At 47.8% G+C, this 24,162-nt stretch carries 15 protein-coding genes and 1 pseudogene; 2 read left to right on the top strand and 14 right to left on the bottom strand.

What is annotated here, in order from left to right; translation table 11 throughout:
* Positions 1-20: 20 nt before the first annotated feature.
* Together mgrA and NBH15_RS24715 are read left to right on the top strand one after the other, a co-directional pair.
* A complete protein-coding gene (mgrA, locus tag NBH15_RS24720; protein ID WP_128133515.1) occupies positions 21-1,016 on the top strand; it encodes an L-glyceraldehyde 3-phosphate reductase in 996 nt (331 codons plus the stop codon).
* 457 nt (positions 1,017-1,473) lie between these two features.
* The gene (locus NBH15_RS24715; RefSeq protein ID WP_128135242.1) at positions 1,474-4,353 is read left to right on the top strand and encodes a PD-(D/E)XK nuclease family protein; all 2,880 of its coding nucleotides are present in this window, start codon (positions 1,474-1,476) and stop codon (positions 4,351-4,353) included.
* Positions 4,354-4,359: 6 nt separating this feature from the next.
* Here NBH15_RS24715 and NBH15_RS24710 read toward each other — a convergent pair whose 3' ends face one another.
* The 14 genes and pseudogenes from NBH15_RS24710 to NBH15_RS24645 form a co-directional block, all read right to left on the bottom strand.
* A complete protein-coding gene (locus NBH15_RS24710) occupies positions 4,360-5,076 on the bottom strand; it encodes a porin family protein (protein ID WP_128135241.1) in 717 nt (238 codons plus the stop codon).
* A 4-nt stretch (positions 5,077-5,080) separates the two neighbouring features.
* On the bottom strand, positions 5,081-5,647 hold the full coding sequence (locus NBH15_RS24705) for a flavin reductase family protein (protein ID WP_128135240.1): 567 nt from the start codon (positions 5,645-5,647) through the stop codon (positions 5,081-5,083).
* 6 nt (positions 5,648-5,653) lie between these two features.
* Positions 5,654-6,118 carry an aspartate carbamoyltransferase regulatory subunit gene (pyrI, locus tag NBH15_RS24700; protein WP_007659289.1) on the bottom strand — a complete coding sequence of 155 codons (465 nt, stop codon included), beginning with the start codon at positions 6,116-6,118 and terminating at the stop codon, positions 5,654-5,656.
* Positions 6,119-6,124: 6 nt separating this feature from the next.
* Positions 6,125-7,045, bottom strand: coding sequence for an aspartate carbamoyltransferase (pyrB, locus tag NBH15_RS24695; RefSeq protein ID WP_007659291.1), 921 nt, complete (start codon positions 7,043-7,045; stop codon positions 6,125-6,127).
* Positions 7,046-7,113: 68 nt separating this feature from the next.
* A complete protein-coding gene (locus tag NBH15_RS24690; RefSeq protein ID WP_128135239.1) occupies positions 7,114-8,808 on the bottom strand; it encodes an alkaline phosphatase in 1,695 nt (564 codons plus the stop codon).
* Between the two features lie 19 nt (positions 8,809-8,827).
* Positions 8,828-10,003 carry a M24 family metallopeptidase gene (locus NBH15_RS24685; protein WP_128135238.1) on the bottom strand — a complete coding sequence of 392 codons (1,176 nt, stop codon included), beginning with the start codon at positions 10,001-10,003 and terminating at the stop codon, positions 8,828-8,830.
* A gap of 79 nt (positions 10,004-10,082) precedes the next feature.
* Positions 10,083-11,645, bottom strand: coding sequence for a PD-(D/E)XK nuclease domain-containing ATP-binding protein (locus NBH15_RS24680; protein WP_128135237.1), 1,563 nt, complete (start codon positions 11,643-11,645; stop codon positions 10,083-10,085).
* Positions 11,646-11,766: 121 nt separating this feature from the next.
* Positions 11,767-12,045, bottom strand: a complete 279-nt coding sequence (locus NBH15_RS24675; protein ID WP_128135236.1) for an HU family DNA-binding protein — start codon at positions 12,043-12,045, stop codon at positions 11,767-11,769.
* Between the two features lie 79 nt (positions 12,046-12,124).
* Complete coding sequence (locus tag NBH15_RS24670; RefSeq protein ID WP_250823804.1) at positions 12,125-15,097, bottom strand: autotransporter outer membrane beta-barrel domain-containing protein; 2,973 nt, start codon at positions 15,095-15,097, stop codon at positions 12,125-12,127.
* A 29-nt stretch (positions 15,098-15,126) separates the two neighbouring features.
* Positions 15,127-18,081 (bottom strand): hypothetical protein, encoded by a 2,955-nt coding sequence (locus NBH15_RS24665; RefSeq protein ID WP_250823803.1) that lies wholly within the window; start codon positions 18,079-18,081, stop codon positions 15,127-15,129.
* Positions 18,082-18,230: 149 nt separating this feature from the next.
* Positions 18,231-18,979 (bottom strand): annotated as a pseudogene (locus NBH15_RS24660) (DUF4469 domain-containing protein).
* 250 nt (positions 18,980-19,229) lie between these two features.
* Positions 19,230-20,798 (bottom strand): PD-(D/E)XK nuclease domain-containing ATP-binding protein, encoded by a 1,569-nt coding sequence (locus NBH15_RS24655; RefSeq protein ID WP_128135233.1) that lies wholly within the window; start codon positions 20,796-20,798, stop codon positions 19,230-19,232.
* 111 nt (positions 20,799-20,909) lie between these two features.
* Entirely contained in the window at positions 20,910-21,284 is a 375-nt protein-coding gene (locus NBH15_RS24650) for a virulence RhuM family protein (RefSeq protein ID WP_233567484.1), read from the bottom strand.
* 205 nt (positions 21,285-21,489) lie between these two features.
* A complete protein-coding gene (locus NBH15_RS24645; RefSeq protein WP_128135232.1) occupies positions 21,490-23,997 on the bottom strand; it encodes an autotransporter outer membrane beta-barrel domain-containing protein in 2,508 nt (835 codons plus the stop codon).
* Between the last annotated feature and the right edge of the window lie 165 nt (positions 23,998-24,162).

The following is a 24,162-nucleotide window of genomic DNA, read 5'->3' as shown; positions in this document are numbered from 1 at the left end:
GTAGGAAATAAAAACAAACCATGGAAAGTATATATACAGCAGATGAAAACAGATATGCCGGCATGACATATCGTCGTTGCGGGCGTAGTGGTATTTTGTTACCGGCCATTTCTTTGGGGTTATGGCATAACTTCGGAAGTGTGGATGTCTTCAATAATTTTGTAAAGATAGCTTATACGGCTTTCGATAACGGCATTACCCATTTTGACCTGGCAAATAATTACGGCCCGGTCTATGGTTCGGCAGAAGAGAATTTTGGCCGGATTCTGAAAAAAGGTTTGGGAGTTTACCGCGACGAACTTCTTATTTCGACTAAGGCCGGTTATGATATGTGGCCGGGGCCGTACGGAAACTGGGGAAGTCGTAAGTATCTGATGGCAAGTCTTGACCAAAGTCTGAAACGGATGGGATTGGACTATGTGGATATCTTCTATTCCCATCGTCCTGATCCGGAAACGCCGATAGAAGAGACGATGGGGGCTTTGGCAGATATCGTTCGCCAGGGGAAAGCGCTGTATGTAGGTATCTCAAATTATAATGCGGAACAGACGGAGAAGGCGTTGGCTGTATTGAAAGAACATCGCGTTCCTTGCCTGATCCATCAGGCCCGTTATTCTATGTTCGATCGGTGGACGGAGCCGGATTTGCTGCCTTTGCTGCAAGAAAAAGGTGTCGGCATGATTGCTTTCTCTCCTTTGGCACAGGGAATGCTTACCAATAAATATCTGCATGGAATACCTGAAAATTCAAGAGCTGCTAAGTCGACCGGCCATTTGCAACGGGAACAGGTGACGGATGATAAGATAAATAAGATTCGTCAGCTACATGAATTGGCAATGGAACGTGGACAGACATTGGCTGAAATGGCTTTGGCATGGTTGCTGAAAGACGACCGTGTAACCAGTGTCCTTGTCGGAGCTAGTTCCGTTGAACAGCTGCTGGATAATCTGAAAGCATTGCGTAATACCGTTTTCACCGATGAAGAGTTAGAGCGGATAAAAGGTATTTTGAAATGATGGTTTGGAATTAGAAATAATTGAGCTATCTGTTTAGTGACCGGTTGTAACTGGCTCCCCTCTTGAGAGGGGGCAGGGGGTGTGTTAAAGCCAGTCAATAAAACAAGCCTTGTAACAGGTTTATTTGCCGTCTGCTTCAGCTGACGGATTGGTAAATTATCTATTTCTCCGGACTTTAGTCCCATTTCTTACAGTTTTCTATCTAAGAGACATGTGGCTGAAGCCAAAAGAGAGAAACAACTTGTAAACCGTCAGCTGAAGCAGACGGCAAATGAACCTGCAATAGTCAAGTGACTCTGATTAGGATGGTTGTATAGGCGGGAATATGACACACCCCCTTCCCCCTCTCGAGAGGGGAGCCAGTTACAACCAGTCACTATAAATAGCTCAAATTTGATAAATTCAGAACCAATTAGTTCTTCTATTGCCATATTATTTAATTAATGTATTCTTTTATATGACACCATTTTTACAACAGATAGCCTCTTTATTTTATCAGCAATACGGAGCGGAGGTCAGCAGGCTGGCCTTTGTTTTTCCTAACCGCCGAACGGGATTGTTCTTTCAGAAATATCTTTCGGAAGTAGCTGACAAACCGCTTTTCTCCCCGACAATCTTGACTATTAACGACTTGTTTGTGCAGTTGAGCGGTAAGCAGACGGCCGACAGAATCAGTATGCTGTTTATGCTGTATGATATTTATGTCCGGCATAGCGGTTCGACAGAAACTTTCGACGAGTTCCTGTACTGGGGAGAAATGTTATTGAACGATTTCGATGATGTCGATAAATACATGGCCGACGCCCGCATGCTGTTTACCAATGTAACGGACTTGCGGGAGATAGAAAATGATTTCAGCTTTCTGGATGCAGAGCAGATTGCCGCTATCCGTACTTTCTGGTCATCGTTCTATCCGAAAGGAGATTCTCCGAATCAGGAAGAGTTTCTTGCCGTGTGGAAAATCCTGTATACATTATACAATGACTTGCGTGACGCATTAGCCGCAGAAGGAAGAGGCTATGAAGGAATGATATTCCGCGAAGTAGTCGAACTGATGGAGCAGAACAACTGTTGTGACCTGCCTTATACGAAGGTTGTCTTTGTCGGACTGAATGCTTTGTCTGTGGCAGAGGAACGTTTTCTGATTCAGTTGCAGAAACAGGGCATTGCCGATTTCTATTGGGATTATGCTTCTGACAAGGTGACCGACCCGAACAACAAAGCCTCTTATTTTGTTGAGCGCAACCTCAAAAACTTCCCTTCTCAATATCCGCTTCCTGTCGAAGAGAAAGTAGATACGGAAATTGAAGTCATCGGTATTCCGTCCGGTATCGGCCAGGCGAAACAGGTCTATACCTTATTAAATGAACTGTGCAAGGAGGATGAGATGTCGCCTGAGGATGCATTGCGTACAGCGATCATTCTGCCCGACGAACATTTGCTTATTCCGGTGCTGAATGCAATACCTGAACAGATTCGCCGGATTAATGTGACGATGGGATACCCGTTGGCGGGTACGCCTGTCGCTTCATTGATGGAATATATTCTTGCGTTACAGAAAAACGTACGCTATGTAGACCGGCAACCGGTCTTTTATTTCCGGGATGTATTACCTATATTGAATCACCGGTATATCAGTTCGACCTGCCCGGAAATAGTGAATGCCCTGGTGAAAGATATTACGGAAAATAACCGGATATATATTTCTGCCGCCGATTTGGGAAAGACCGATTTGTTGTCGGTTCTCTTTCTTCCGGTGACCAATGTGAATACATTTTCCGATTACCTCATTAATGTTTTGCAGGAGCTGAACAAGGTGATGCACGCCTTGTCGTCCGATGAAGAAGAAGAGGATGCTACACAACGGACCAATGACCTCGAGCAGGAATTTATCTTCCATTATTTCACGACTGTCAACCGGATGAAAGAAATTATGCAGGATGCCGGAATAGAAATGAAGATAGATACCTATTTCCGTCTGCTCAAGCGGGTAACCGATACGATTACCATTCCATTCCGGGGAGAACCGTTGTCCGGTTTGCAAATTATGGGAGTACTTGAGACCCGTGCACTGGATTTCGACCGACTGATTATCCTTTCCATGAATGAAGGGATTTTCCCGTTGCGTAAGGCGGCAAACTCATTTATCCCGTATAATCTGCGAAGAGGATTCGGATTACCGACCTATGAACATCAGGACAGCGTTTGGGCCTACCATTTTTACCGTTTAATATATAGGGCGAGCCATGTCAGTTTACTCTATGATACTCGCAGTAACGGTTTACAGACTGGCGAAGTCAGTCGCTTTGTCCATCAATTGCATTATCACTACGAAGTGCCGTTGCAAAACAAATTGGTCGTATATAATGTCTCGTCTGCCAAGACTCCGGCCTTGCAGGTAAAGAAAACGGACGAGGTGATGCAGCGGTTGAATGCTTTCCATAAAGGAGGAAGCCGGGCTATTTCCGCCAGTGCCGTCAATACGTATCTGGACTGTCCGTTGAAGTTCTATTTCTCGGTAGTCGAAGGTATACAGGAAGAAGAAGAGGTTAGCGAAACGATTGAAAGTAACGTGTTCGGTAGTATCCTGCATAAGGTAATGGAAGAACTCTATATGCCTCTCTGTGGAAAGATAGTGACAGCCGACCTGCTGAAAGCAATTAAGAAAGATACGCCTGTCCTGACGGGTGCCATTGCCCGGGCATTTGCAGAAATTTTCTTTATGTCGGACGTCGTACGTCCTCTGACGGGGCAGAACTTCCTGATAGGCGAGATGATTCGGAAATATGTGGAGAAGATATTGGAACGTGACAGTAAACTGACGCCTTTCCGGTATATTGAATCGGAAAGGAAGATTAACCGTCTGTTTACGTTGGGTGACAACCGGACAGAGATTCAGCTGAAAGGTTTTATCGACCGTATTGACGAGGTGCGTGATGCGGTTCGTATTATCGACTATAAGAGTGGGAGCGGAACATCTGTTTTTACTTCGGTCGAAAGCTTGTTCGATAAGGAAGATAAAGACCGTGCCAAAGCCGTAATGCAGGTTTTCATGTATTCGTGGATGCTTGGAGCCGCTCCTGCAGGAAAGACAATTCAGCCGGGAATCTATTATATGCGTACGCTTTTCTCCGACTCGTTCGACGCCTCAGTCTGCAGACGCATTGAACGGACGAAAACGGAACCGGTAACAGATTTCTCGGCATATTCCGAAGCGTTTGAAGGAGAATTGCGCCGTTGTCTGGATGAGATATTCGGACGTGAAACACCGTTTACACAGACAACAACGGAAAAAGCCTGTGCCTGGTGTCCTTTCAAAGATATCTGTGGAAAATAGTACAGGTCAGAACAGAAAACCGAGTGAGAAACTCATCATATTAGTCCGTTTGTCGATCGAGATGTTTCTTTCAATCGGGTTTTGCGAGGATTTGTCTTTGAAATCGGATTCGACTTTGTTGAGTCCGAATTCATAGGTGAATTCGAAAAAGAGCCTCCAGATGCTGACACCCAACCCTGTGGCAATACCCAACTCAAACGGAGTGCTGTCGTTGATGTATTCATTCGTGACCTCAGAGAAATGTGTCGTATAACGTACCTTATAATTATACTTCACTTTAGGACCTACCATCATACTGAGGGCATAAGGTCCTTCCTTGACAAGGTAATAGCCAATCATAACAGGCATTTCGAGTGAGGTGGTTTTTAATTGAAGCAGGTCTGTTTCCGGTGTATTGCTATCGGCTAAGTTGGACTCGGTATTTTGTGGCATGGAGAAAAGAATGTCTCCTTTCGTGTGATACCATGACAGGTCCGGCTGGATAAAGAAACGGTCGATATTGATTCTGCAAAAGACAGAAGCCTGATAGCCTACCTTATATTGCAGGCGGATATTCTCCGCTTTGACATCATCTATTGTAAGTGAATTAACGATTGGAAACGTAGAGTTGACACCAACCTTTGCTCCGAAGTTAAACGCTTTGTCCTCAATCTGTATAAATTTCTGCGCGTTGGCTGATATACAGAAAAAAAACACAGGCAATAGAAGAAGTATCTTTTTCATACGTTTATTTTTTCTTTTTTACCGACCAGCCGAATTTACCGACAAATTCACCTAATCCATAATATTTCCCATGTGAATAAGCCAGCAGGTCGGCTCGTTGCATATCGAATGCTCCCGTTTGCGGGTCCAGGTATTTATCATCTGCCTGAACATTCAGGACGTCGGCAATAAACATATCGTGACTGCCCAAAGCAATCACTTCCTTGATCCGGCATTCAATGCAAAGAGGTGCTTCTTCGATAGTGGGACAGTTTACTAACGTGGCTTTACCCGGTGTCAGTCCCATTTCTTCAAACTTATGATGCCCTTTACCTGAATTGACGCCACACCAGTCGGTGGCATAGGCCAGTTCGCGTGTTGTCAGGTTGATGACGAACTCCATATTCTTTTTCAGTATGGGATAAGAGTGACGTTCGGGACGTACGGATATATAACACATGGGTGGATTGGTACAGATTGTACCGACCCACGCCACCGTTATAATATTGTATTCTGAAGGTTCGCTGCCACAACTAACCATTACGGCGGGTAAAGGATAAATCATGGTACCGGGCTTCCAGTCTTGCTTCATAAAAACTTATTTAATAATAATATCTTCCTTATTGATTTTACGTTCACAATAACGACATTTGATTGTTCCTTTTTCTTTGTCTATTACTTCGAAACGGCTCGGCATCGGTTCGTTATTGGTGATACATTTCGGGTTGTTGCATTTAACCAATCCAACCAGTTCGTCCGGCAATGTAACTGTTTTCTTTTCCACAACTTCATAATCACGGATAATGTTCAGGATTACTTTGGGAGCAATCAGGGCGATACGGTTGATTTCGTCTTCTTCAAAAAACTTGTTGGATATTTTAATCACGCCTTTGCATCCCATTTTTTTACTTTGGAAATTGTTCCCGATCGTGATTGTGTTATCCATATTTTCAAGTCCCAACAATTTGGCCACTTTAAATAATTGGCTGGGGGGGATATGGTCGATAGCAGTTCCGTTCTCCAGAGCGGCAACCTGCAATTCTCTTTTCTTTTCTACTGACATGACTGATTAATCTTCAATTGATAAATTAAGAACTTCACAAATAATTGCCTGACGGGCGAACAATCCGTTGCGTGCCTGTTGGATATAGTAGGCTTTCGGATTATCATCCACATCGTAAGCGATTTCGTTTACGCGCGGCAGGGGATGAAGGATACGAAGGTTTTCACGGCTTCCTTCGAGCATCTTATTGCGCAGGATATACACATTCTTTACCCGTTCGTATTCTTCCAGATCGGTAAAGCGTTCGCGCTGTACGCGGGTCATGTAAAGAATATCGGACTGGTTGATAACATCTTCATCGAATGTCGTATGTTCGTAATATTTGATGCCGTGCTCGTCGCAGAAATTCTTGTATTCGTCCGGCATGCGAAGTTCGTCCGGAGCCACGAAATGAAAAGTTGGATTAAAATGTGACATGCCGACAATCAGCGAATGAACTGTCCGTCCGTATTTCAGGTCGCCCACCATGGTAATGTTCAGGTCGGTCAGTTTTCCCTGTGTCTTTTGAATGGAGTATAAATCGAGCATAGTCTGCGAGGGATGCTGATTGGCACCGTCGCCCGCATTGATGATAGGTATGTCCGTTACTTCGGATGCATAACGGGCAGCACCTTCCAGATGATGTCTCATAATGATCAGGTCGACATAATTGCTGACCATCAGGATGGTATCTTTCAGCGTTTCCCCTTTGGAAGAACTGGTGGTAGAAGCATCCTGGAATCCGATCACTCGTCCGCCCAGGCGGTTGACAGCTGTTTCGAAACTTAATCGCGTGCGTGTAGAGGGTTCAAAAAACAGGGTGGCAGCCACTTTGCCTTCCAGTAGCTTTCGGTTCGGATTTTCCTCAAACTTCCTGGCGTTATCCAGAATACGAAGAATGTCCTCTTTGGAACATTGATCGATAGAAACTAAACTTTTACTTTTCATTTTGTGTATAATCTGTCTTTCTTGCAAAAGTATAAAAAAAGCGGAGACTGAATAGCCTCCGCTTGTATTTATTTCAGATATTCTGCCAGCTTCGTCGGAAGGTAGAATGTATTGTTCTTATCTACATAAACTACAACCGAGTTGAGCCGGACTTCTTCCTGTCCTTTTTTACCGATTGTGACGATATTGCTGAACGGGGTGATGTTGATTTGTTTCTTTTTATTTTTCACGACCAGAGAGGGAGAACCTTTTTCGTCTTTTGCCGGGATAATCTCACATTTATAGTCTTCAAATACCTCTGTGTGAGGAGCGAAGTTCTCTTCTGTCAGTTCGTCCAGTTTGTCACGGTCCATGCCGAACAGGGCGCACAGATATGCGTTTAGTTCGATGTTGGTGTGCATACCGATGGGAAGGCTGGCTTTGTCCGGGTGGTAAGCTGCCAGGAAAACATCTTCGCCGGTATGTCCGCCGGTTGTAAATCCGAAACAGGTTTTTGATGTAAGCAGCTTAGACATGAAAGAGGTTAGCGAACCGCTGTAGAGGGAGCCTTTGCCTTCGGTAGTACGTTCATTTTTGGGAATCGGACTGTTCTTGTAATCTTTGCAATGATTCAATGCATCCAGTTCTTCCGGACTCAGTTCGAAACCTGCATATTCGCGAAAGATGTTCTGTACTTCGGAGTTGGGTTCACTGTTTACTTTCTTGGCGAAACCTTCTGCCGTTAGTTTATAGAGGGAGAATTGGTGGAACAGTTGATCTTTTGTAAGTTTATCATAACCTCCGCAAGAATAACGGCCGATGCTGATACCGCTGTTTCCGTGGTCGGGAACCATGATAACGGCTGTTTCTCCGTTCTGACGGGCAAATTCAAGTGCGGCACCGCAGGCACGGTCGTAAGCCAGCATATCTGTTGCCATACCGACAGGGTCGTTTGCATGGGCGGCCCAGTCTACTTTACTGCCTTCTACCATCAGGAAGAAACCTTCCGGGTTTTTAGACAGTTTTTTGATGGCGATACGTGTCATTTCTTCCAGGTCCGGTTGCTGGGCCGGGTCGCGGTCGATGTCGTAAGCCATTTCGCGGTCACCGAATAAGGCCCACATATTGTCACCGCTGTAGTTACGCATACCGTTGATGTCGTTTTTAAACACACCATATCCGTTACCTTTCAGATAAGCTTCGCTTTCTTCCGGAAGAAGGGATGCGCCACCACCGATTACAACATTCAGGTCGTTGTGAGCCATCTGCGGAGCAATCCATTCGTATTTACCGCGGTTGTAGCTGTGGGCAGAGCAGTCTGCCGGTGTTGCATGCGGAAATTCGCAGGTGAAAACAAGACCGGTCGATTTGCCCTGTGTCATCTTAGCTGCTTCCAAAACGGTGGTAAGCGGCTGGAAAGCGCGTTCGGGGTCGGTCGGGTAGATATCATTGTCTCCGTCGTGTTCCGGATAAGTAGATACATAACCGGTACGGCTCGGATAGCCGGTCATGTAGCAGGAAGTTGTCGGAGCGGAATCACCGATAGGGGCATTTGAAGAGTGGGTACGTACGGTTCCGCACAGATACGGGTCCAGGTTCAGATTAGGTTTGTCGGGGTTTGTGTACCATTGCAACCAGCGTGCCATAGAAACGGTAGCCAGTGAAGTTCCGTCCGGTATCAGAAGAATAACATTCTTGACCGGTTTTACGTTTTCTACATCCGCAGCTTTTGCTGGCATGATGATGATTGCCAGTAGAAGCAGAAAAGTAATCGTCTTTTTCATGTGCTTGTATGTTTATAAATTAATGTAATTGAATAATCTCTTCTTCGAAAAGTGTCAGTTTTTCCAATCCTGTTTCTGTCACCAGGAAACTGTTTTCAATGCCGACGGCTCCCACGCCCGGAATAACGAATTTGGGTTCGAGGGCAAATACCATGCTCGGTTGCAGTTCTTCTTTGGAGCGGGGCGTCAGTACCGGTAGTTCGTTGATTTGGATACCTATGCCGTGTCCTACGAATTTGGCCTGTTGCTTGGTTCCCATAAAGTTGGCGGCCAGTCCTTCTTTTTCGGCAATCTTGGCAGCGATAGTATACAGTTCCGAACAAACGATACCCGGACGGGCTGTGTTTTCGATTTCATTTTGTATTGTCAGGGCCACCTGGTGGGCGCGGTAGGCTTCTTCGGTCAGTTTGCCGACAGAGAATACGCGGGTCATATCCGTCATATAAGAGGTATAGTTTCCGGCCATATCGACCATGATAGCCGTACCTTCTTTCAGGACAGTGCCGTTGGCTCCGAGCGGGCAGGAGGCATCCATGCCATTGCCACCCAAGGCGAAGTCGAAAGGAGAGGGGGCTTCGGCGTTTTCACCGGCCAGTATGCTTCCCATAAAAATATCCATATTAGCACCGAATGCACGGAATAGTCCGATGGAACCGTTCTGGCGCATACGTTTTTCTATTTCGTATTGAAATTCGAGGTCGGTCATTCCCGGACGGAAACATTCCGTAACTTCAGCGTATGTCTTGGCATGTTTTGCCGCCGAGATACGAAACTGGGCAATTTCCCACGGTGTTTTGATTTCACGCAAGGTCCGCATCAATGTAGTTGCATTACCGGTTTCTTTGGGATTGAAAATTGATTGCAGGCGGATATAATCGTTGTATGTCAGCTCATCGGCTTCAAGGAGCAGCTTTTCCGGCATTTTTATTCCGCGGGCAGCGAATACCTCGGCTATTTGCTCCGGTTTGCGGATATATTCGATTTGGTCGTTGCTTAATCCGTTAGGGCGTTTGACGAAGAACCAGGGCGTGCCTTCTACGGGCAGATAAAAATATCCGCTATATACACGTCCGGTTGTATAATACAGGTTTACATCTACACTTAGCAGGCATGCATCCGCATTTATCTTTCGCATAGCCTGTTGCATACGACCCCATTTCAATTGCAGGTCGCCGGTCAATTCTTTTTGTATCATCTCCAACTTTTATTTTTATGTGGCATCAAAGATATTAAATTATTGCCGGGAAAAAGCAGGATGGGATATTAAATGTTGATTAAGAAATGGAAATCCACTTCTCCAGATTGCGTTCTTTTGCGCTGAAATTGGCACCGACCTTGACCAATTGTTTACCGTCGGTAGTGTAGGGGATCAGGTAGCCTTTGTCATCGATTTGAGCAAGGGCTTCTTCGGCCGTTCCTTCCAGTTTGAACTCGAAGACATAGATATAGTCCGGTGTTTTTACAACCGCATCGGCACGTCCTTTGCAATTGCGTACTTCTGCTTCGGTGAATTGGCCCATAAGCCGGAAAACGAGATAAAAAATCACTTGGTAGTGCCGCTCCGTCTTGTCATTTAATTCGTAAGGAATACCGGCAAAGAAGGCCCGAAGGCGCGTCGTAAAGGCGTTCACATCACCAGACTCCAATTCATTGACAAACTTACCTATATAAAAAGCACTGTCTTTGGCTGGAACGGATGAATAGAACGGAGTTATAAAGTTTAGGAAACCATACTTTACTTCGTCGTTGGGAAAGCCTAACGTATAAAGCCTGAAACGCTTGTCATACCCTTTAATGGTCAGATATCCGCTCTGGTAGATCACCGGAATGGGGCGTGATGCGTCGGCGCGATAATCGGCAAATGAGTTGACATCCAGCTGTATGCCTTCCAGATTGCGCAGGTCATAATCCGTTTTTTTCAGAAGTTCTATCAGGAAAGTAGGGGTTCCCGTCTTGAACCAGTAATCGTCGAAGGTTGCGTCGCTTAATACATTCAGCACACTGAACGGATTGAAAATACCCTCTTCACCGTACATAAAATGATAGCCGTCGTATTGGCGGGTCATCGTTTCACGTACTTCATCCGGTGATAGATCGTTTCTTTCACCCAGTAGTTGCAATTCAGGTTGGAAATTATCGGCAATCTCTTGCCAGGTGAGGCCGCACAACGTATTATAATGCGGATCCATGCTGATATCCTTTAGTTGGTTCAGATCGCTGAACACACTGACTTGTCCAAACTTGGTAACACCTGTCAGGAGATAGAACTTCAGATACTGGTCGGCACTTTTCAGCACACCGTAGAAGGCTTTCAGGGTCTCCTTGTAGGCTTGGTGCAACTCCTTATCTTGCAAAGATTGGAGCAGCGGCTTGTCATATTCATCGACGAGTACGACGACGGGATGACCTGTTAGCTCGGCTGCACGTTGTATTTGATACATAAACCGTTCTTCCGGTGCCCGGTCTTGCTTTTCTGTGCCATAGAGCTTTTCCCACGATTCGAGATACTGGTTTAAAATAGCATCCAGATCCTGTGAGGTACTATATTTCCGGGCATTTAAATCCAAATGCAGCACCGGATAAGTCAGCCATTCTTCCTCCAGTTCTTCAATCGCTAACCCTTTGAATAATTCTTTCTGTCCACGGAAATAAGCTTCGAGTGTAGAAAGCAGGAGGCTTTTGCCAAAACGTCGCGGACGGCTCAGAAAGAACGGTTTCCCGCTATTCGCTAATTCGTAAACGAGTGCTGTCTTGTCTACATACAGATAGTTATCTTGTCGCAGCGATTTGAAACTTTGTATACCTATCGGAAATTTACGTCTGATTGTTTTTGCCATAATCACTTCGTTTTTACCTGTTTGAAAAGGTGGTACAAATATAGCGAAATCCTTATCAATCTCATTATATTAAAGAAAGCTTTTCATTGTTTTTTACCCCTTTGGATTTGAGGGGATAAATCTAACTTTCGTTCAGTTTTTGCAGGAGGAACTTGCCTGGTTTGAATTTGACGCTCGTGCGGGGGGCTATTATACATTGTTCGCCGGTACGGGGATTTCTGCCTTCACGTTGGGTTTGTTGCCAGAGGGTGAAGACACCGAAACCCTGAAAAGTGATCGTGTCGCCTTTCTCCAAAGAGGAGGAGAGAATGTCCAGACATGTTTCGATAATTTTACTTGAGGAGTCCTGGGTTAATTCCAGGCGCGAAGCGAGTTTGTTTCTGAATTCTGCTTTGTTCATGTTTTGTAGAATTGATAATTAATATTGATGTGATAAATGGGAGAGGGCGCTATTGGCTACCCTCTCCGTATTAAAAAGTTTAAGGAACTACTGCCGGTAAGGTTGTCGATACATCGATTGTCATATCGCCTCCGTTAGGGATGGCGTTAGCCAGTACGATTTTACCGTCGGTAAGAACTGTTGTCAGGTCTGTGCCTGCGGTAATGGCAACTGTTACAACAGTTGTGTAGCTACCGGCACTTCCGGTAGCTTCTGCTGCCGTAACTTTCAGCCAGGAAGAAGTTCCACTGCCGATGGTGATACCTTCCTGTGATGTAACGGACAGCGTAAAGCTACTGGCCGATGTCGCTTCGGTCATGACCACTTTCGCATTATCCGATCCGGCTGCTGCGGTAAAGTTGTTTGTACCGGTTACATTGGTAACACCTGTCAGTGCAGTGATAGCCGGAGCTGTCAATGCCACCGTAATCTCCGCCGTCGCACCGTCGTCAGTCGTGAAGGTAAGCGTCGGAGTGGCACCTAACGGCAATGACTGGGTTGTCGGTAACGTGATCGTATGCGTTTTGCCTTTAGTCGTCGATAATGTCAGGTAATCTGCATCCGATTTGGCTGCCAGTGTTGTAGCTACGTTGGTGGTCAGTGTGATGGACTGGCCGTTGGCGTTGTACAAGGTGGCAACACTGCCGGTCAACGTGTTCAGGCCGTCGTCGTCTGCACTTTTGCTGACGGTAGCGGCCACCGGAACAGTGGTAACGACTTCCACAGTGGTCACCGCCGTTGCATCCAGCTTGTTGGTGATCGTGAACTTACCGTCTGTTTTAGCTGCGGCCAACATACCTGTGGCATCGGTGATCTTGCCGGTGATGGTGGTCACTTTAGCGCCTGCAGCGTTGGCAACGGTGGTCTCTGTTACTGTCAACCAGTCTCCTGTTGTTTTAGCAACTGTTACGCCTTCGGGGGAAACAACGCTCAGCGTAAAGCTGTTGTTTGCAACACCCACCAGCGACACCTGCGGGCTGCTGCCGGCTCCGGCTGTCAGACTGAATGTATTGTCTGTGCGGCCGCCGGTGAAATCGCCGGCAGTCAGGGCTTTCATGGCCGGGTCTTTCAGGACAACCTTCACCGTTGTCTTGGCAGTGGAAGCGACAGATGCGAAATCGACTGTGCCTTCATTACCTGCCGAACCTGTACCGTCGGTTGTCAGGGTATATTCACCACTGGCTTCTGCGACATTGGCGCTGGCTGTAACTCCGGTAGAACCTACGTTTGTAATACTCACCATGCTACCGGTTGTTGTTGCACCTTCCGGGTTTGCCGGATCGACCAGGCGGGTTTCCGCATCGACTTTCAGCTTGATTGTCTGATTGGCTATATTATAAATGTAGGCTGTCAGCTTGGCAGCATCGAACGTGTTGTAGTTGTCGTCCTGTGCGACGAAAGCAACTGCCGGACCCTGTGTAGCGATCACCTTGATCTCTTTGCGGCTGCCGCTGGCGGGGTTGATCAGGCGGATGGTTACGTCTTCCAGTTTATCACCGTTAGCCTGGGCGGCAGCCAGTACTGTTGCATCCACTTTGAACTTGTAAAGCGTTTCCTGCGAACTGGCTTTGGTAACAACCGGCTCACCATCCTGTATCACCCATTTGGCGGCTGTTTCCGATTTGTAGATCACCTCATGTGTCAGATTCGTGTTCGATCCCATTGTGAAAGCGAACTTGCTGGCGGCATCCGGTAATACTGAGATCTGTCCGTTGTCGAGCACGTATGAAGTGGTGCTGTTGGCAGCATCCAGCACGACGTTTTCTGTCCGGTCAAAATCGTTATCCGGTTCGTAAGGGTCGATCACCTCTTTGTCATCCCAGTCGGCCACCTTCAAGTCGACATCCAGATGGTAGGTGTCGGCCTTGGTGATCGTGATGGTGTAACGGTGGTTGTAGGCTACTTCGATATAGGTACCGATACCGTTTACCATCTGCTGGAAAGGTATCTGGTAGGATACGTCTTTGCTTTCCGTCTGGTTCACGGCATATTTTCCTTTCAGCATCAGGTAACCGTGGTCGTCTTTGGGACTCGGGAAAGCGTAGAAAGCACCTTTGGTCAGATTGGTCGTTCCTGCCACTTCATCCAACGCTTTCTGAGTATCGGGCAGAACTTCGCGTTCGGGATACGTGATCAGGTCGGCTTCCTTGGTACCGACCGTCTCGATCGGGAAGAACTTCGCTCCTTTCTGTCCTTTACCCATCGACATTTTCTCGAGGGTGAATTTGGACTTCGTGGCATCGTTCACGATATCGAAACGGGCGACCATACGGGAGAGCTTGAAGCTGATCTGCGTACGGGCCGAACTGCCGAAATCGGTCAGGTCGAGCGGTGTCGTGTAGGCTCCCGACATGGGCAGTGGCGAGGCCAGCACGTCGTTTTCGGTCGGATCGGCAGTTGCCGCCGGATCGATCAGCTTGATATGCAGCTTCTTGAAGTCGGCTTCTTTCGGAATACCGGTCGTGATCTGGTTGTCGGCCTGTCCGGGTGCGGTCTGGATGAGCGACTTGAAGTCGGTGTACTGTGTCGTAGTCCCGTCGTCTGCTGTGGTGTACATTTCGGAACGGTTGGCCACACAGTATAACCGGACGAAGAGCCCTTTGTTGAGTTTCAGTAGACCGGTGGTGACACCGCTGTTGTCGGCACTGTTGGTCAGGTTGAAACTATACGTGTTTACACCCGGGAGTGTCAGGGTGGAGGCATCATCCCTGTAATAGTGGACCTCCTGCAAGGTATAGTCTCCGTTTTCCTCTTTGGAACCGAATACGTAGACATCGAGCGAGTGGATATAGTTTTCCTCCTCGGTGGCGATCGGGTCGCCTGCTGCCTTCGTTCCCGGCTTCTGCAGGACGAGGTTGTTCTTCAGCGATACAAGCACTTCCTGACGGTCGGCATCATCTCCGGTGCCTGTCCCGCCGGTCGTAGTTCCGCCGGCTACCTCATTCTCTTCCGTGCAGGAAGCAAAAAGGAATGCTCCCGCTGCGAAGAGAGGTAATAGATGTTTTATGTTCATAATCTTCTTATTTAATTGTTATTCAAATATCAGGGTGCAACAGCTTTCGTTACGGTAATCGTTTCGTCGGCATTTGTTACGCTGTTGTGAACGGTGATCGTTACATCGGCTGTTGATGACTGGTCTCCCCCCATCAGTGTTATTGCCTGCTTCTTGGTTCCGTCAATAGTAGCAGTACCGGAAGGAGTGCAAGTGAACCATGTACTAGAGCCGCAGGTAACTGTCGAACCTTTCGGGGCTACAATATCGAATGTCGAAACACCGTATTGGGCATATGTATTCGGAAGTGTGACTGTTGTACCAGACAAAGTCGGCGTCACGCCTCCTCCCGGATTTTCCAGCTTGGTGGCCGGATCGACCAGAGTCAATGTTACGGTTGCTTTGCGGGTTGCGTCATTATTATTTGTTGCTGTGATCGTCACTTCGTCGGCAGCGTCGGCAGCGTTGGTTACCTCTATTTTGTAATAGTTGGTATCGCCTTGTTTAGATGCTGTTACATTTGCATCGCTCGATGTCACGGTCATCTCTTCCGTACAAGCCATTTGCAGGTAAATAGTACTGTTATCTACTTTATACATATCGGCTGTTACAGCATACGGATATCCGATAGGTGCTCCATCATTGAATGTACTGTTTGTATACGTACTCGGGTCTGCATTCGGTGTGATTTTCGGTTTGTTGTAAGCCTTGTTCAACGTCAGCTTGAAGCCCGGAGCCGTGATGCCCTGTTCTGTCAGCTTGCTGGTGAATACAAGGTTGAAGTCGCTGGTGTTGGCAGGAGACTCTTTCTTTTTCAGCTGATATTCCGTATAACGATTGCCGTCGGTATCGGCCCACGGGTGGACTTCGGTGATGGTCAGCCACGGGCAATCTAGGCTGGCAACAGTTAGTCCCTGCGGTGAGTTGACCTTGAAGTTGGCTGTTCCTGTAGCCAGCAGGTCGAGGTCTACCTGTAATGTACCGGTTGTTACGAACGGAGTTTCAGTTCCTGCCGTGTAATCGCTGGCACCGTTGGCGTCGGTCGATTTCTCGACACTCAGGCTCGGGTCTGCTTTTGTGATTGTCAGAGTCGTTGTCTTTGTCGGGTCACCTGCATTCTTGAATACCATGTTTCCTCCGGCAGCTGTTGCCTTGTCGACTACAGATACTTTGAATGTATGGACAAATCCGTTTGTGGCGACTTTTTCGGCCTTGTAGCCGGCCAGGTCGGCCGCTTCGACGCCTTCGATACTGGTGATGTCGAATGTGACGTAGCTGCCGTCTACAGAGTAGATCGTCGCAGTCGGTTTCTTTGCATCATCGTCGGTAAGCGCAGTAACGTTGCCTTTCGAATTGCCGTTGGCTGCGAGGGCAAACGACGGGACTGCCTTCGGTCCGTAGAAATTGATTGTTGTCCACAGGGCCGGGTCGTAGGAAGCCGTTTCGTTGATGAAATGTACGGCAACCGGTTGCTGGCCGATCGAGTTGGTGTATTCGAATTTGAAGGAGGTGTACCATACGCCGTCGCGTTCTTCGGTCTTGTCGGTCGTGATGGTCAGCCAGTCTGTTTCACCGGCTTTGGTGGTCGACATGGTTTCCTTTTCGCAACGTACGGCTCCGGTGGCGGCCAGGGTGAGGCTGAACGATCCTTCGCCGTCGGCATTGCCGGTCACTTCGTAATCGTAGGTCGTAGCTTCGGGATTACCTGCATTCAGGTCGGTCGGCTTGTTGGCACTTGCGGCATCGAAGGCAAGGGTGGCATCGAATACCGGAGCATCGTTGTCGGGACGGATGGTGATACCACCTGCCGAAGTCCAGTCTACTACATCGAAAGTTCCGTATACATTACTCAATGTTACATCGGTGATGCGCAGGCAGTAACGGTTGTTGGCGTTGATGGCGATGTATTCGCCTTTGTCGCCTCCTTCCGGAGTGCGTACGATCGGGACGTGGTAGGTAACCGGTACCTGGCTGGAGTTGACCGGGCTTTTGTAGGTTCCTTCCAGGATCAGATAACTTTCGTCGGTCGCCAGGGTCGGGTAGACGTAGAGTGAGCTTTCGGTAATGCCTTGGTTGGCACCCGTCAGTTTCTCGAAGTCCACTGTTTCGTACTTCTGTGCGATCAGCGCGGAGGCAGTGAGGTCTGCTTTATCCACTGGGGTGATTGCCGCAGTCCATAGCGGGGCCGTTTTACGTCCCTGCGCCAGAGTGACCTTCTTGATGGTCAGGTTTGACTTCGAGGTGGTGTTGTCGATATCGAAACGGGCGACTACGCGGGTGAGGTCGATATCTACTTTCGACACATTGCCGCTGATCTTCGTCTTTCCCTGGCCGGTCATCAGCAACGGGGTGGAGATCACACCGTTGGCTGCGGCGCCCAGTGCTTTGGTAAAGCTGGCGATGAACTCCGTCTCAGTGGTACCCGGGGTAACGGTGTAAGTTCCGTCGCCGGCAGCCGCCGTTGTTACGGGAGTCAGGGTAGCCAGGATTTCCGTAGCGCCGTCTTCCTGATAGAATTTCTCATCCGTCGTTTGCGACGGAGTTGCACCATCGGATGCGAGCATGCCCGGCACATTCTTGTTGGCAATACAGAACAACTTGATGTAAGGCACTCCGGCCAATTCGTTCGGATAGAGGGAAGCCTTCCAGCCGGTGCCGGCTTCTGTCTTCTTGAAGTTGGTTTTCGGGTTACCGGTGACACCATCTTTGTCTTCCGGATTGTAAGCCGTTCCGTCCTGCCATGTTTCCAGGTAGTAGTATGGGCCACCTTCGGAGGCTGCCGCAAACAGATAGATCTGCAAGTCGTCTATCTGGTTCTCTTTGGCGGTTGCAATCGCTTTAGTCGTTTTGTCGTACGATTGGCTCTCGCCACTTTCGCTGAAGACGATCTGCAACTCGGAGCGTCCGGCGATACTGCTGGGGCCGCCTCCTGTCGCTTCATCGTCTGAACAGCTCGCTCCCAATCCCGCGAGGGCGAGGAGCAGCATTAAACTTTTTACGTTCATGTTCGTTTGTTTTAAATTAAACATATTGTTAGTTGAAAAATTGATATTTGTCTGTTTCCGGGAAGTCGCTCTTCCCAGTGTTAGGAAGTGTCTCTTCCCAGTGCCGGGAAGGGTGACTTCCCAGCGTCAGGAAGATGCACTTCCCGGTTTTATTCGATTTCCGGACGGTCGCTACCACCACCACCGTCACCTACATGCACATCGACGGATACTTCGCGGGGTTCTTTCAGCAGATGTTTGCTGGTACCGAACTGCGTGCGTACAGTGAGTTGGTAGTCGCCGTCGGCCAGGTCGGCGGGGATCAGGAGCGTGAGTTCCGAAGGGTTGTTTTTTGTGATCATGTCGTCGTCGAGTTTCACTACGGCTTTTGTCGTCGTGTTGGTTAGGGTGACGCCTACCGACTCGTTTTCACCGAGCACCTTCAGGTTAGCACCGCGCACGAAGAAGTTGCGTCCCGGTGTCATGGTACCGTCTTTCAGGCCGGTCTTGCGGTCTTCCGTTCCGAGAATGTACATCACATCTGATTTCGTGCCCAGGATACTGATCTTGTCAGGGCGATCTCTTCGCGCATCACTTTGTCTTGCGTGAAAGCGACATAGATACTGTTGCTTTCCGGATTCCATCTGCCGTCTTCTGCCAGTCCCAGCAGGCGGGGCACGGCATAGAACAGTCCTGTGTTGAGTTGCCATCCGTTCATCAGCAGGCGGGCACAGACGCGTTGGAAGAGGGTAACCGAGTGCACGATCGTTTCGAGACGCAGTCCGGTGTCTTCGGCACGCATTTCTTCATAGATCTTGTCGATGTCGGCTTTGCCGGTGGTTTCGAGTACAAAGATCTTGTCTTTGGGGTCGGGTGTCACCGAGTTGGGTGCCATCCATACTTTCAGCGTATTTGCCATTTCGTTAAAAAATTGTGGTCCGGTGCCTGTCAGGACGCCTCGCCGGTTAATACTAGTGTTTCATTCGTTTCAATTTCACATGCAGACACACACGACAAGCCGCGCAACCCCCACCGTGGAGGCTGCGTAACGATCGGTGCATCTGTTATAGGTTACAGATGCGATTGCTTAAAAAAACAATCCCATCATGTTAAAGACCGTTTGTTCTTTGATATGATGGGATAAAATCGAAAATGATAATGGGGTATTGTCAGCAGAAAATGGCTTTCCATTCTCCGATATTGCGTTTCTCTTTGTCGAAGGAGGCACCGACTTTAACCAGTTGGCGACCGTCGACGGTGTAGGGAATCAGGTAGCCTTTTTCGTCGATCTGCCGGAGAGCCTCGTCTACCGAACCGTCTAGTTTGAATTCGAATACATAGATATAATCGGTTGTCTTTACCACTGCATCCGCCCGGCCGCGGGCACTACGTACTTCGGAATCTACATACTGTCCCAACAGTTTGAAGACAATGTAGAAGATTACCTGATAATGACGTTCGGTCTTGCTGTTCAGTTCATAGGGAATACCTTCGAAGAAGGCGTGCAACCGTTCCATAAACGCATCGACGTCGCCGGCACGCAACTCATCCCAGAACTTCCCGATGTAAAACGGAGCGGTCGATTCCGACAAAGGAGTATAATATGGAGTGATGAAATTCAGCCATCCGTATTTTACTTCAGCATTTGGGAAGTCGAGTGTATAGAAATCCTTTGCAGGGTCATAGCCTTTGATCGTCAGATACCCGCTCTGGTAGATGATCGGCACCGGATTATGAAAATCGGCCCGGTAATCGATCAGTGCGGCTACCGGAACTTCTATACCGTCGAGTTGGCGCAGGTCGTAGTCGGTCTTTTTCAGCATATCTACCAGCATCGTCGGTGTTCCGGTAGCGAACCAGTAGCTGCTGAACCGTTTTTGAACCAATGCATTCAGTACGCTGAACGGGTTATAGATTCCATCCGAAAGGAATTCCGTGAAATGATATCCGTCGTAACGTTTCGTCATTTCGTTCACCGTTTGTTCGTACGTCAGTTTGTTCATGGCAGCAAGGGCGGCCAGTTCGGGTTGGAAATCGCGTTCGATCTCCACCTGTGTCATACCGCAAATCGTTGCATAATCGGGAGCCATACTGATATCCATCAGTTGGTTCAGGTTACTGAAAATCCCTAACTGCGAAAACTTGGTCACTCCGGTGATGAATACAAAACGCAGGTAACGGTCGGCATCTTTCAGGACGGTGTAAAAACCGGTCAGCATTTCGCGGTAAACGTCGTGCAGATCATCGTTAAACAAGGTGCGCAGCAGGGGCTTATCGTATTCGTCGATCAGGACGACCACTTTCTCTCCCGTTTTCTCGCAGGCTTGTTGGATGATTTGCATGAAACGTGCGGAATACCCCACTTCTTTATCCGTTTCACCATACTTCTTTTCCCATTGAATAAAATGAGCTTCAAGCACTTGCTCCAAGCTTCGTTTGTTTTCATAGAATTGGGCATTCAAGCTCAGGTACAGTACCGGATACACTTTCCAGTCCTTTTCGAGTTGTTCGATAGCCAGTCCCTTGAACAGGTCTTTCCGTCCGAGGAAATAGGCTTCGAGTGTCGAAAGGAGCAGGCTTTTACCGAAACGGCGCGGGCGGCTCAGGAATATAGGGTTTCCGGCAACAGCCATTTTGTAGACCAATGCGGTTTTATCTACATATAAAAAACCTTCTTCACGCAATTTGGTAAAATCCTGTATCCCTACCGGGAGTTTTCTGATCGGCATTGTTTCCATGTTTCCGTTGTTTTAAGCACGAACACAAAGATAAGATTATTACTTTTCTCTTGAAAGGAAAATAATAATGAATATAGTAATACCTATTTGTTTCAATTTTATTCCATCATGTCAAAGAACGCTTCTGGTTATTGACATGATGGGATGAAAACTTATTATAGGTAAAAGAGTGATTATAAATGTTGCAGTATACCTTTTATATCCAATTGTATTTACACGGTAGCCTACTGATATGATAACATCGAGACTATATAACATGATCGGCTTATCAGAATTTGCAATGTGCAAAAAATGCACATTGCTTTCTTTATCAAGTTCACCCTCCCGGAATACGTTATTTATATGTTTGGTTATAACGGTTCTGTCTCTTTGAAACAATTCCACCATCTGTGCCTGAGTCAGCCAAACGGTTTCATTTTCCATTCTAACCTCTAATTGTAAGGTGTTTTCAGATTGATAAACAATAATTTCTCCTTTGTCTTTCATAATTAATGAATTTTGGTTCATACTATGAAAGCAAAGGTATTCATTTCAATGAATATACAATCATTTAAACCTTTTTATTTTCAATCCCATCATGTCAAAGATCGTTCAGGCCGAAACCTGCTTGCCGCCCGCTGGCGGCTATTCTTATTTGCGGCGTACGGTTATTCGGGGAAGCCGGGGGGCTTCAGGTACGCGGATAGTTGTGTTATTTATTTTTGAGGCAGCGGACATTCATTATACTGCTACTCGCTGCACTACAACCAGAGTTAGGTTTATTGGCTGCGTACCAATACCATTGATCAGATTTGACGGTTATGCAACAAGGTATCGACCCGTCTATAATCGTACTTGTCCAATAACCGACACGCCCTTGAGCATCCTTTCCAATTCCAATACCTTTAGGATCAGCCCCAGGAAGGAATATATTAGCTAAACCTACTTGATCATTTCTTACAAAATTTCTAGCATCAACAGCAGTCGGTATTCTCCACCCATCCGGACATTTGGATGGTGCATCGTTAATGTTAGCTAGCCCTTCCGTCACTGGTGCCACCCAATAACTGGCCGTTTCCAATGCCGCTGCCGTTTTCCCAGTACTCTTTGACGTATAGGTAACCGTCTGATCTTTCACACTTATCGTGTAAGTTTGTTTGCTGCCGGCATTCTGAGAATTAGTAATTGTCAGTGTCCCGCTAGCCGCCGCATTATAAGCCGCATCCAGTGTATAGCTGGCTGTGTAGGCAGTGCTGGATGCTGCCCCGGTTAATTTTAGTCCGGTTCCGGATACTGTGACTTTGCTACCACCCAGAGATACTACTTTCAATGTTATTTGGGCATGGTAGCCGGAGTTGCCCGACATCTTGACCATATTGATAGCCGTACCGATCAGATTATTACCGGTAGATGAAGTTTGTTCTGCGCTGATAAATTGGTAAACAGGCGTTACAGTAAATGTTTTCACAGTACCTCCCGTAATCTTGTTTGTCAACGTAATGGTAGCCTTCTGTATATTCGTCAGCGTTGTGATATTGCTTTTCGTCGTCATTTTGAGTGCCTGGTTGTTTGCATTGAAGTTTGTGGCACTCAGGTCGAACCAGGCTTGCCCGCCGGTTCCCCAGTTCACGGAAGCCGTACATCCTTCGGGCGAATTGATTGTATTGGTTACGTTCTGGTTGACCAATGTATTCATATTGAGATTGTCGGTAGCCGTAATCGTCGTAGCTGGTGCATTCACCGAGTAAGCGGCAGCCTCCTTTGTTTCGTCCGATTTGTTGGCAATAACGAAAGATGCCGATGTCCCGCTTTTCCAAGTGACCACATACGTTTTTTCTGCATTGTAATTATCGTCGGCAGTCACGGTGATATCACCTGTCAGTGTTTTGACACAGGTGCCGCCGAAGGCATTCGCTTTGATGCTGACCTTAGAACCGGTTACCTGATACAGTTTAATGGCCGTGCCCGACATCGTGTTTTGCGTGGGCGAGTTGCTTCCGCTGACAAAAGTGACGGTTGGGGCAAGGAATACGGGCGAGACGGTGAAGACCGTGTTTTTACCGCCAACTTTGTTTTTGAGTGTGACGGTCGCTTTTTTCGCACCTCCCAGCTTGGCGTTGTCCAGCGAGAAGGTGAGTTCGGCATTCTCATTGTATGCTTTGGTTACGTTCGCGCCTGTTGCTTTGAGCCATTCGGACCCTCCGTCGAAGTCCATGCCGATCTCGATGCCCTGCATGGATCTGCAACTGACGGAGAAATTGTTCGCGTCCGAAATCTGCATATTGACGTTTGCCGGTGTGTCGTCTGTCGGAGCCTCATAGCTGTTCTTTGTGCCGTCGATACTCGGAGAGGTGAAATCGGGTTTCAGGGTGGCATCCAGCAGTTGCACGGTGATATCCGTTTTTAGATCGCCTGCTTTTTTGTTGCGGAAAGTGACGGTGCCTTTATCTTCGGGAACGCCTGTGATATCGCGGTCGTTGAGCGTAAACGAATAGATCGTTTCTGCTCCGTTCTGCTTGTCGATGGCCACGTCGAGCCAGTCGGGCTTGCTTTCCACCTCTGTACCGTCGGGGCAAGTGATGCGCACATGTGCATTACTACCGGTCGTGCGGTAGAGGCTGACCAGCAGGTTCTCGGCATCGAAGGTGTTAGGGTTGTTTGTACCCGGCTGCGGTGTGTTGTCCGCCTGTGGCACGGAAACAGCCTCGACGAAGAAGGTTGTTTCGTTGCCGTTCATGGTGTTTGTGAACCGCAGTACGGCACGGGGGTAACGTCCCCCTGTATATCCTTCTTTGAGCGAGAAGGTATAGGCGAAGTTCAACGCCGTTCGGGTGGAAACGACAGGTTCCGACACTTCCAGCCAGTCGTATTGCTGTGCGGCGAGTCCTCCGACATATTTTTTCCCGACCGTCAGATTGGAGGTGGCAGTCGTATTCAGTTCGAACCGGCTACCGGATTTGAGCGACATGCTGACGGATCGTGTGTCGGGATCGTATTTGGTGTCGTCCTTGAAGCCATCGGGAATGGTCACGGCCAGTTCCCCGGTATCGTCGTTGGGATTAAACTCGATGATGCTTCCGTCGTCCGCCCAGTCGTCTACGGAAATGTTGCAGTCGAGGTGGTATAGGTCTGCCGCCGTCACAGCCAGTGTATAGCGGTGGTTGTTGGCAATCTCTAAGATTGTAGCCGTCCCGTTCTCATTCTGCCTTGTGAAAGGCACCCTGTAAGAGACTTCTTTGTATTCCGTTTCGTTTACTTTATATAATAGTCCGTTAAAAATTCAACATATCGGCTAAGCGGCTTCTGCCACTATGCCAAAGAGTTCTTTGATAAGTTTAGTATTAAAAGTTCTGTTCGGTTTCAGACCGGACTTGCTAAAAAATCT

It is taken from the genome of Parabacteroides caeci (assembly GCF_023656795.1).
Taxonomy (GTDB): domain Bacteria; phylum Bacteroidota; class Bacteroidia; order Bacteroidales; family Tannerellaceae; genus Parabacteroides; species Parabacteroides segnis.
The sequence above is the reverse complement of the archived record's forward strand: the minus strand, read 5'-3'. Positions and strand labels throughout refer to the sequence as shown.

Bases quoted from the DNA above. Each gene is read 5' to 3' on its own strand.
- mgrA (WP_128133515.1), top strand. From the start codon at position 21: ATGGAAAGTATATATACAGCAGATGAAAACAGATATGCCGGCATGACA.
- NBH15_RS24715 (WP_128135242.1), top strand. From the start codon at position 1,474: ATGACACCATTTTTACAACAGATAGCCTCTTTATTTTATCAGCAATAC.
- NBH15_RS24710 (WP_128135241.1), bottom strand. From the start codon at position 5,076: ATGAAAAAGATACTTCTTCTATTGCCTGTGTTTTTTTTCTGTATATCA.
- NBH15_RS24705 (WP_128135240.1), bottom strand. From the start codon at position 5,647: ATGAAGCAAGACTGGAAGCCCGGTACCATGATTTATCCTTTACCCGCC.
- pyrI (WP_007659289.1), bottom strand. From the start codon at position 6,118: ATGTCAGTAGAAAAGAAAAGAGAATTGCAGGTTGCCGCTCTGGAGAAC.
- pyrB (WP_007659291.1), bottom strand. From the start codon at position 7,045: ATGAAAAGTAAAAGTTTAGTTTCTATCGATCAATGTTCCAAAGAGGAC.
- NBH15_RS24690 (WP_128135239.1), bottom strand. From the start codon at position 8,808: ATGAAAAAGACGATTACTTTTCTGCTTCTACTGGCAATCATCATCATG.
- NBH15_RS24685 (WP_128135238.1), bottom strand. From the start codon at position 10,003: ATGATACAAAAAGAATTGACCGGCGACCTGCAATTGAAATGGGGTCGT.
- NBH15_RS24680 (WP_128135237.1), bottom strand. From the start codon at position 11,645: ATGGCAAAAACAATCAGACGTAAATTTCCGATAGGTATACAAAGTTTC.
- NBH15_RS24675 (WP_128135236.1), bottom strand. From the start codon at position 12,045: ATGAACAAAGCAGAATTCAGAAACAAACTCGCTTCGCGCCTGGAATTA.
- NBH15_RS24670 (WP_250823804.1), bottom strand. From the start codon at position 15,097: ATGAACATAAAACATCTATTACCTCTCTTCGCAGCGGGAGCATTCCTT.
- NBH15_RS24665 (WP_250823803.1), bottom strand. From the start codon at position 18,081: ATGAACGTAAAAAGTTTAATGCTGCTCCTCGCCCTCGCGGGATTGGGA.
- NBH15_RS24655 (WP_128135233.1), bottom strand. From the start codon at position 20,798: ATGGAAACAATGCCGATCAGAAAACTCCCGGTAGGGATACAGGATTTT.
- NBH15_RS24650 (WP_233567484.1), bottom strand. From the start codon at position 21,284: ATGAAAGACAAAGGAGAAATTATTGTTTATCAATCTGAAAACACCTTA.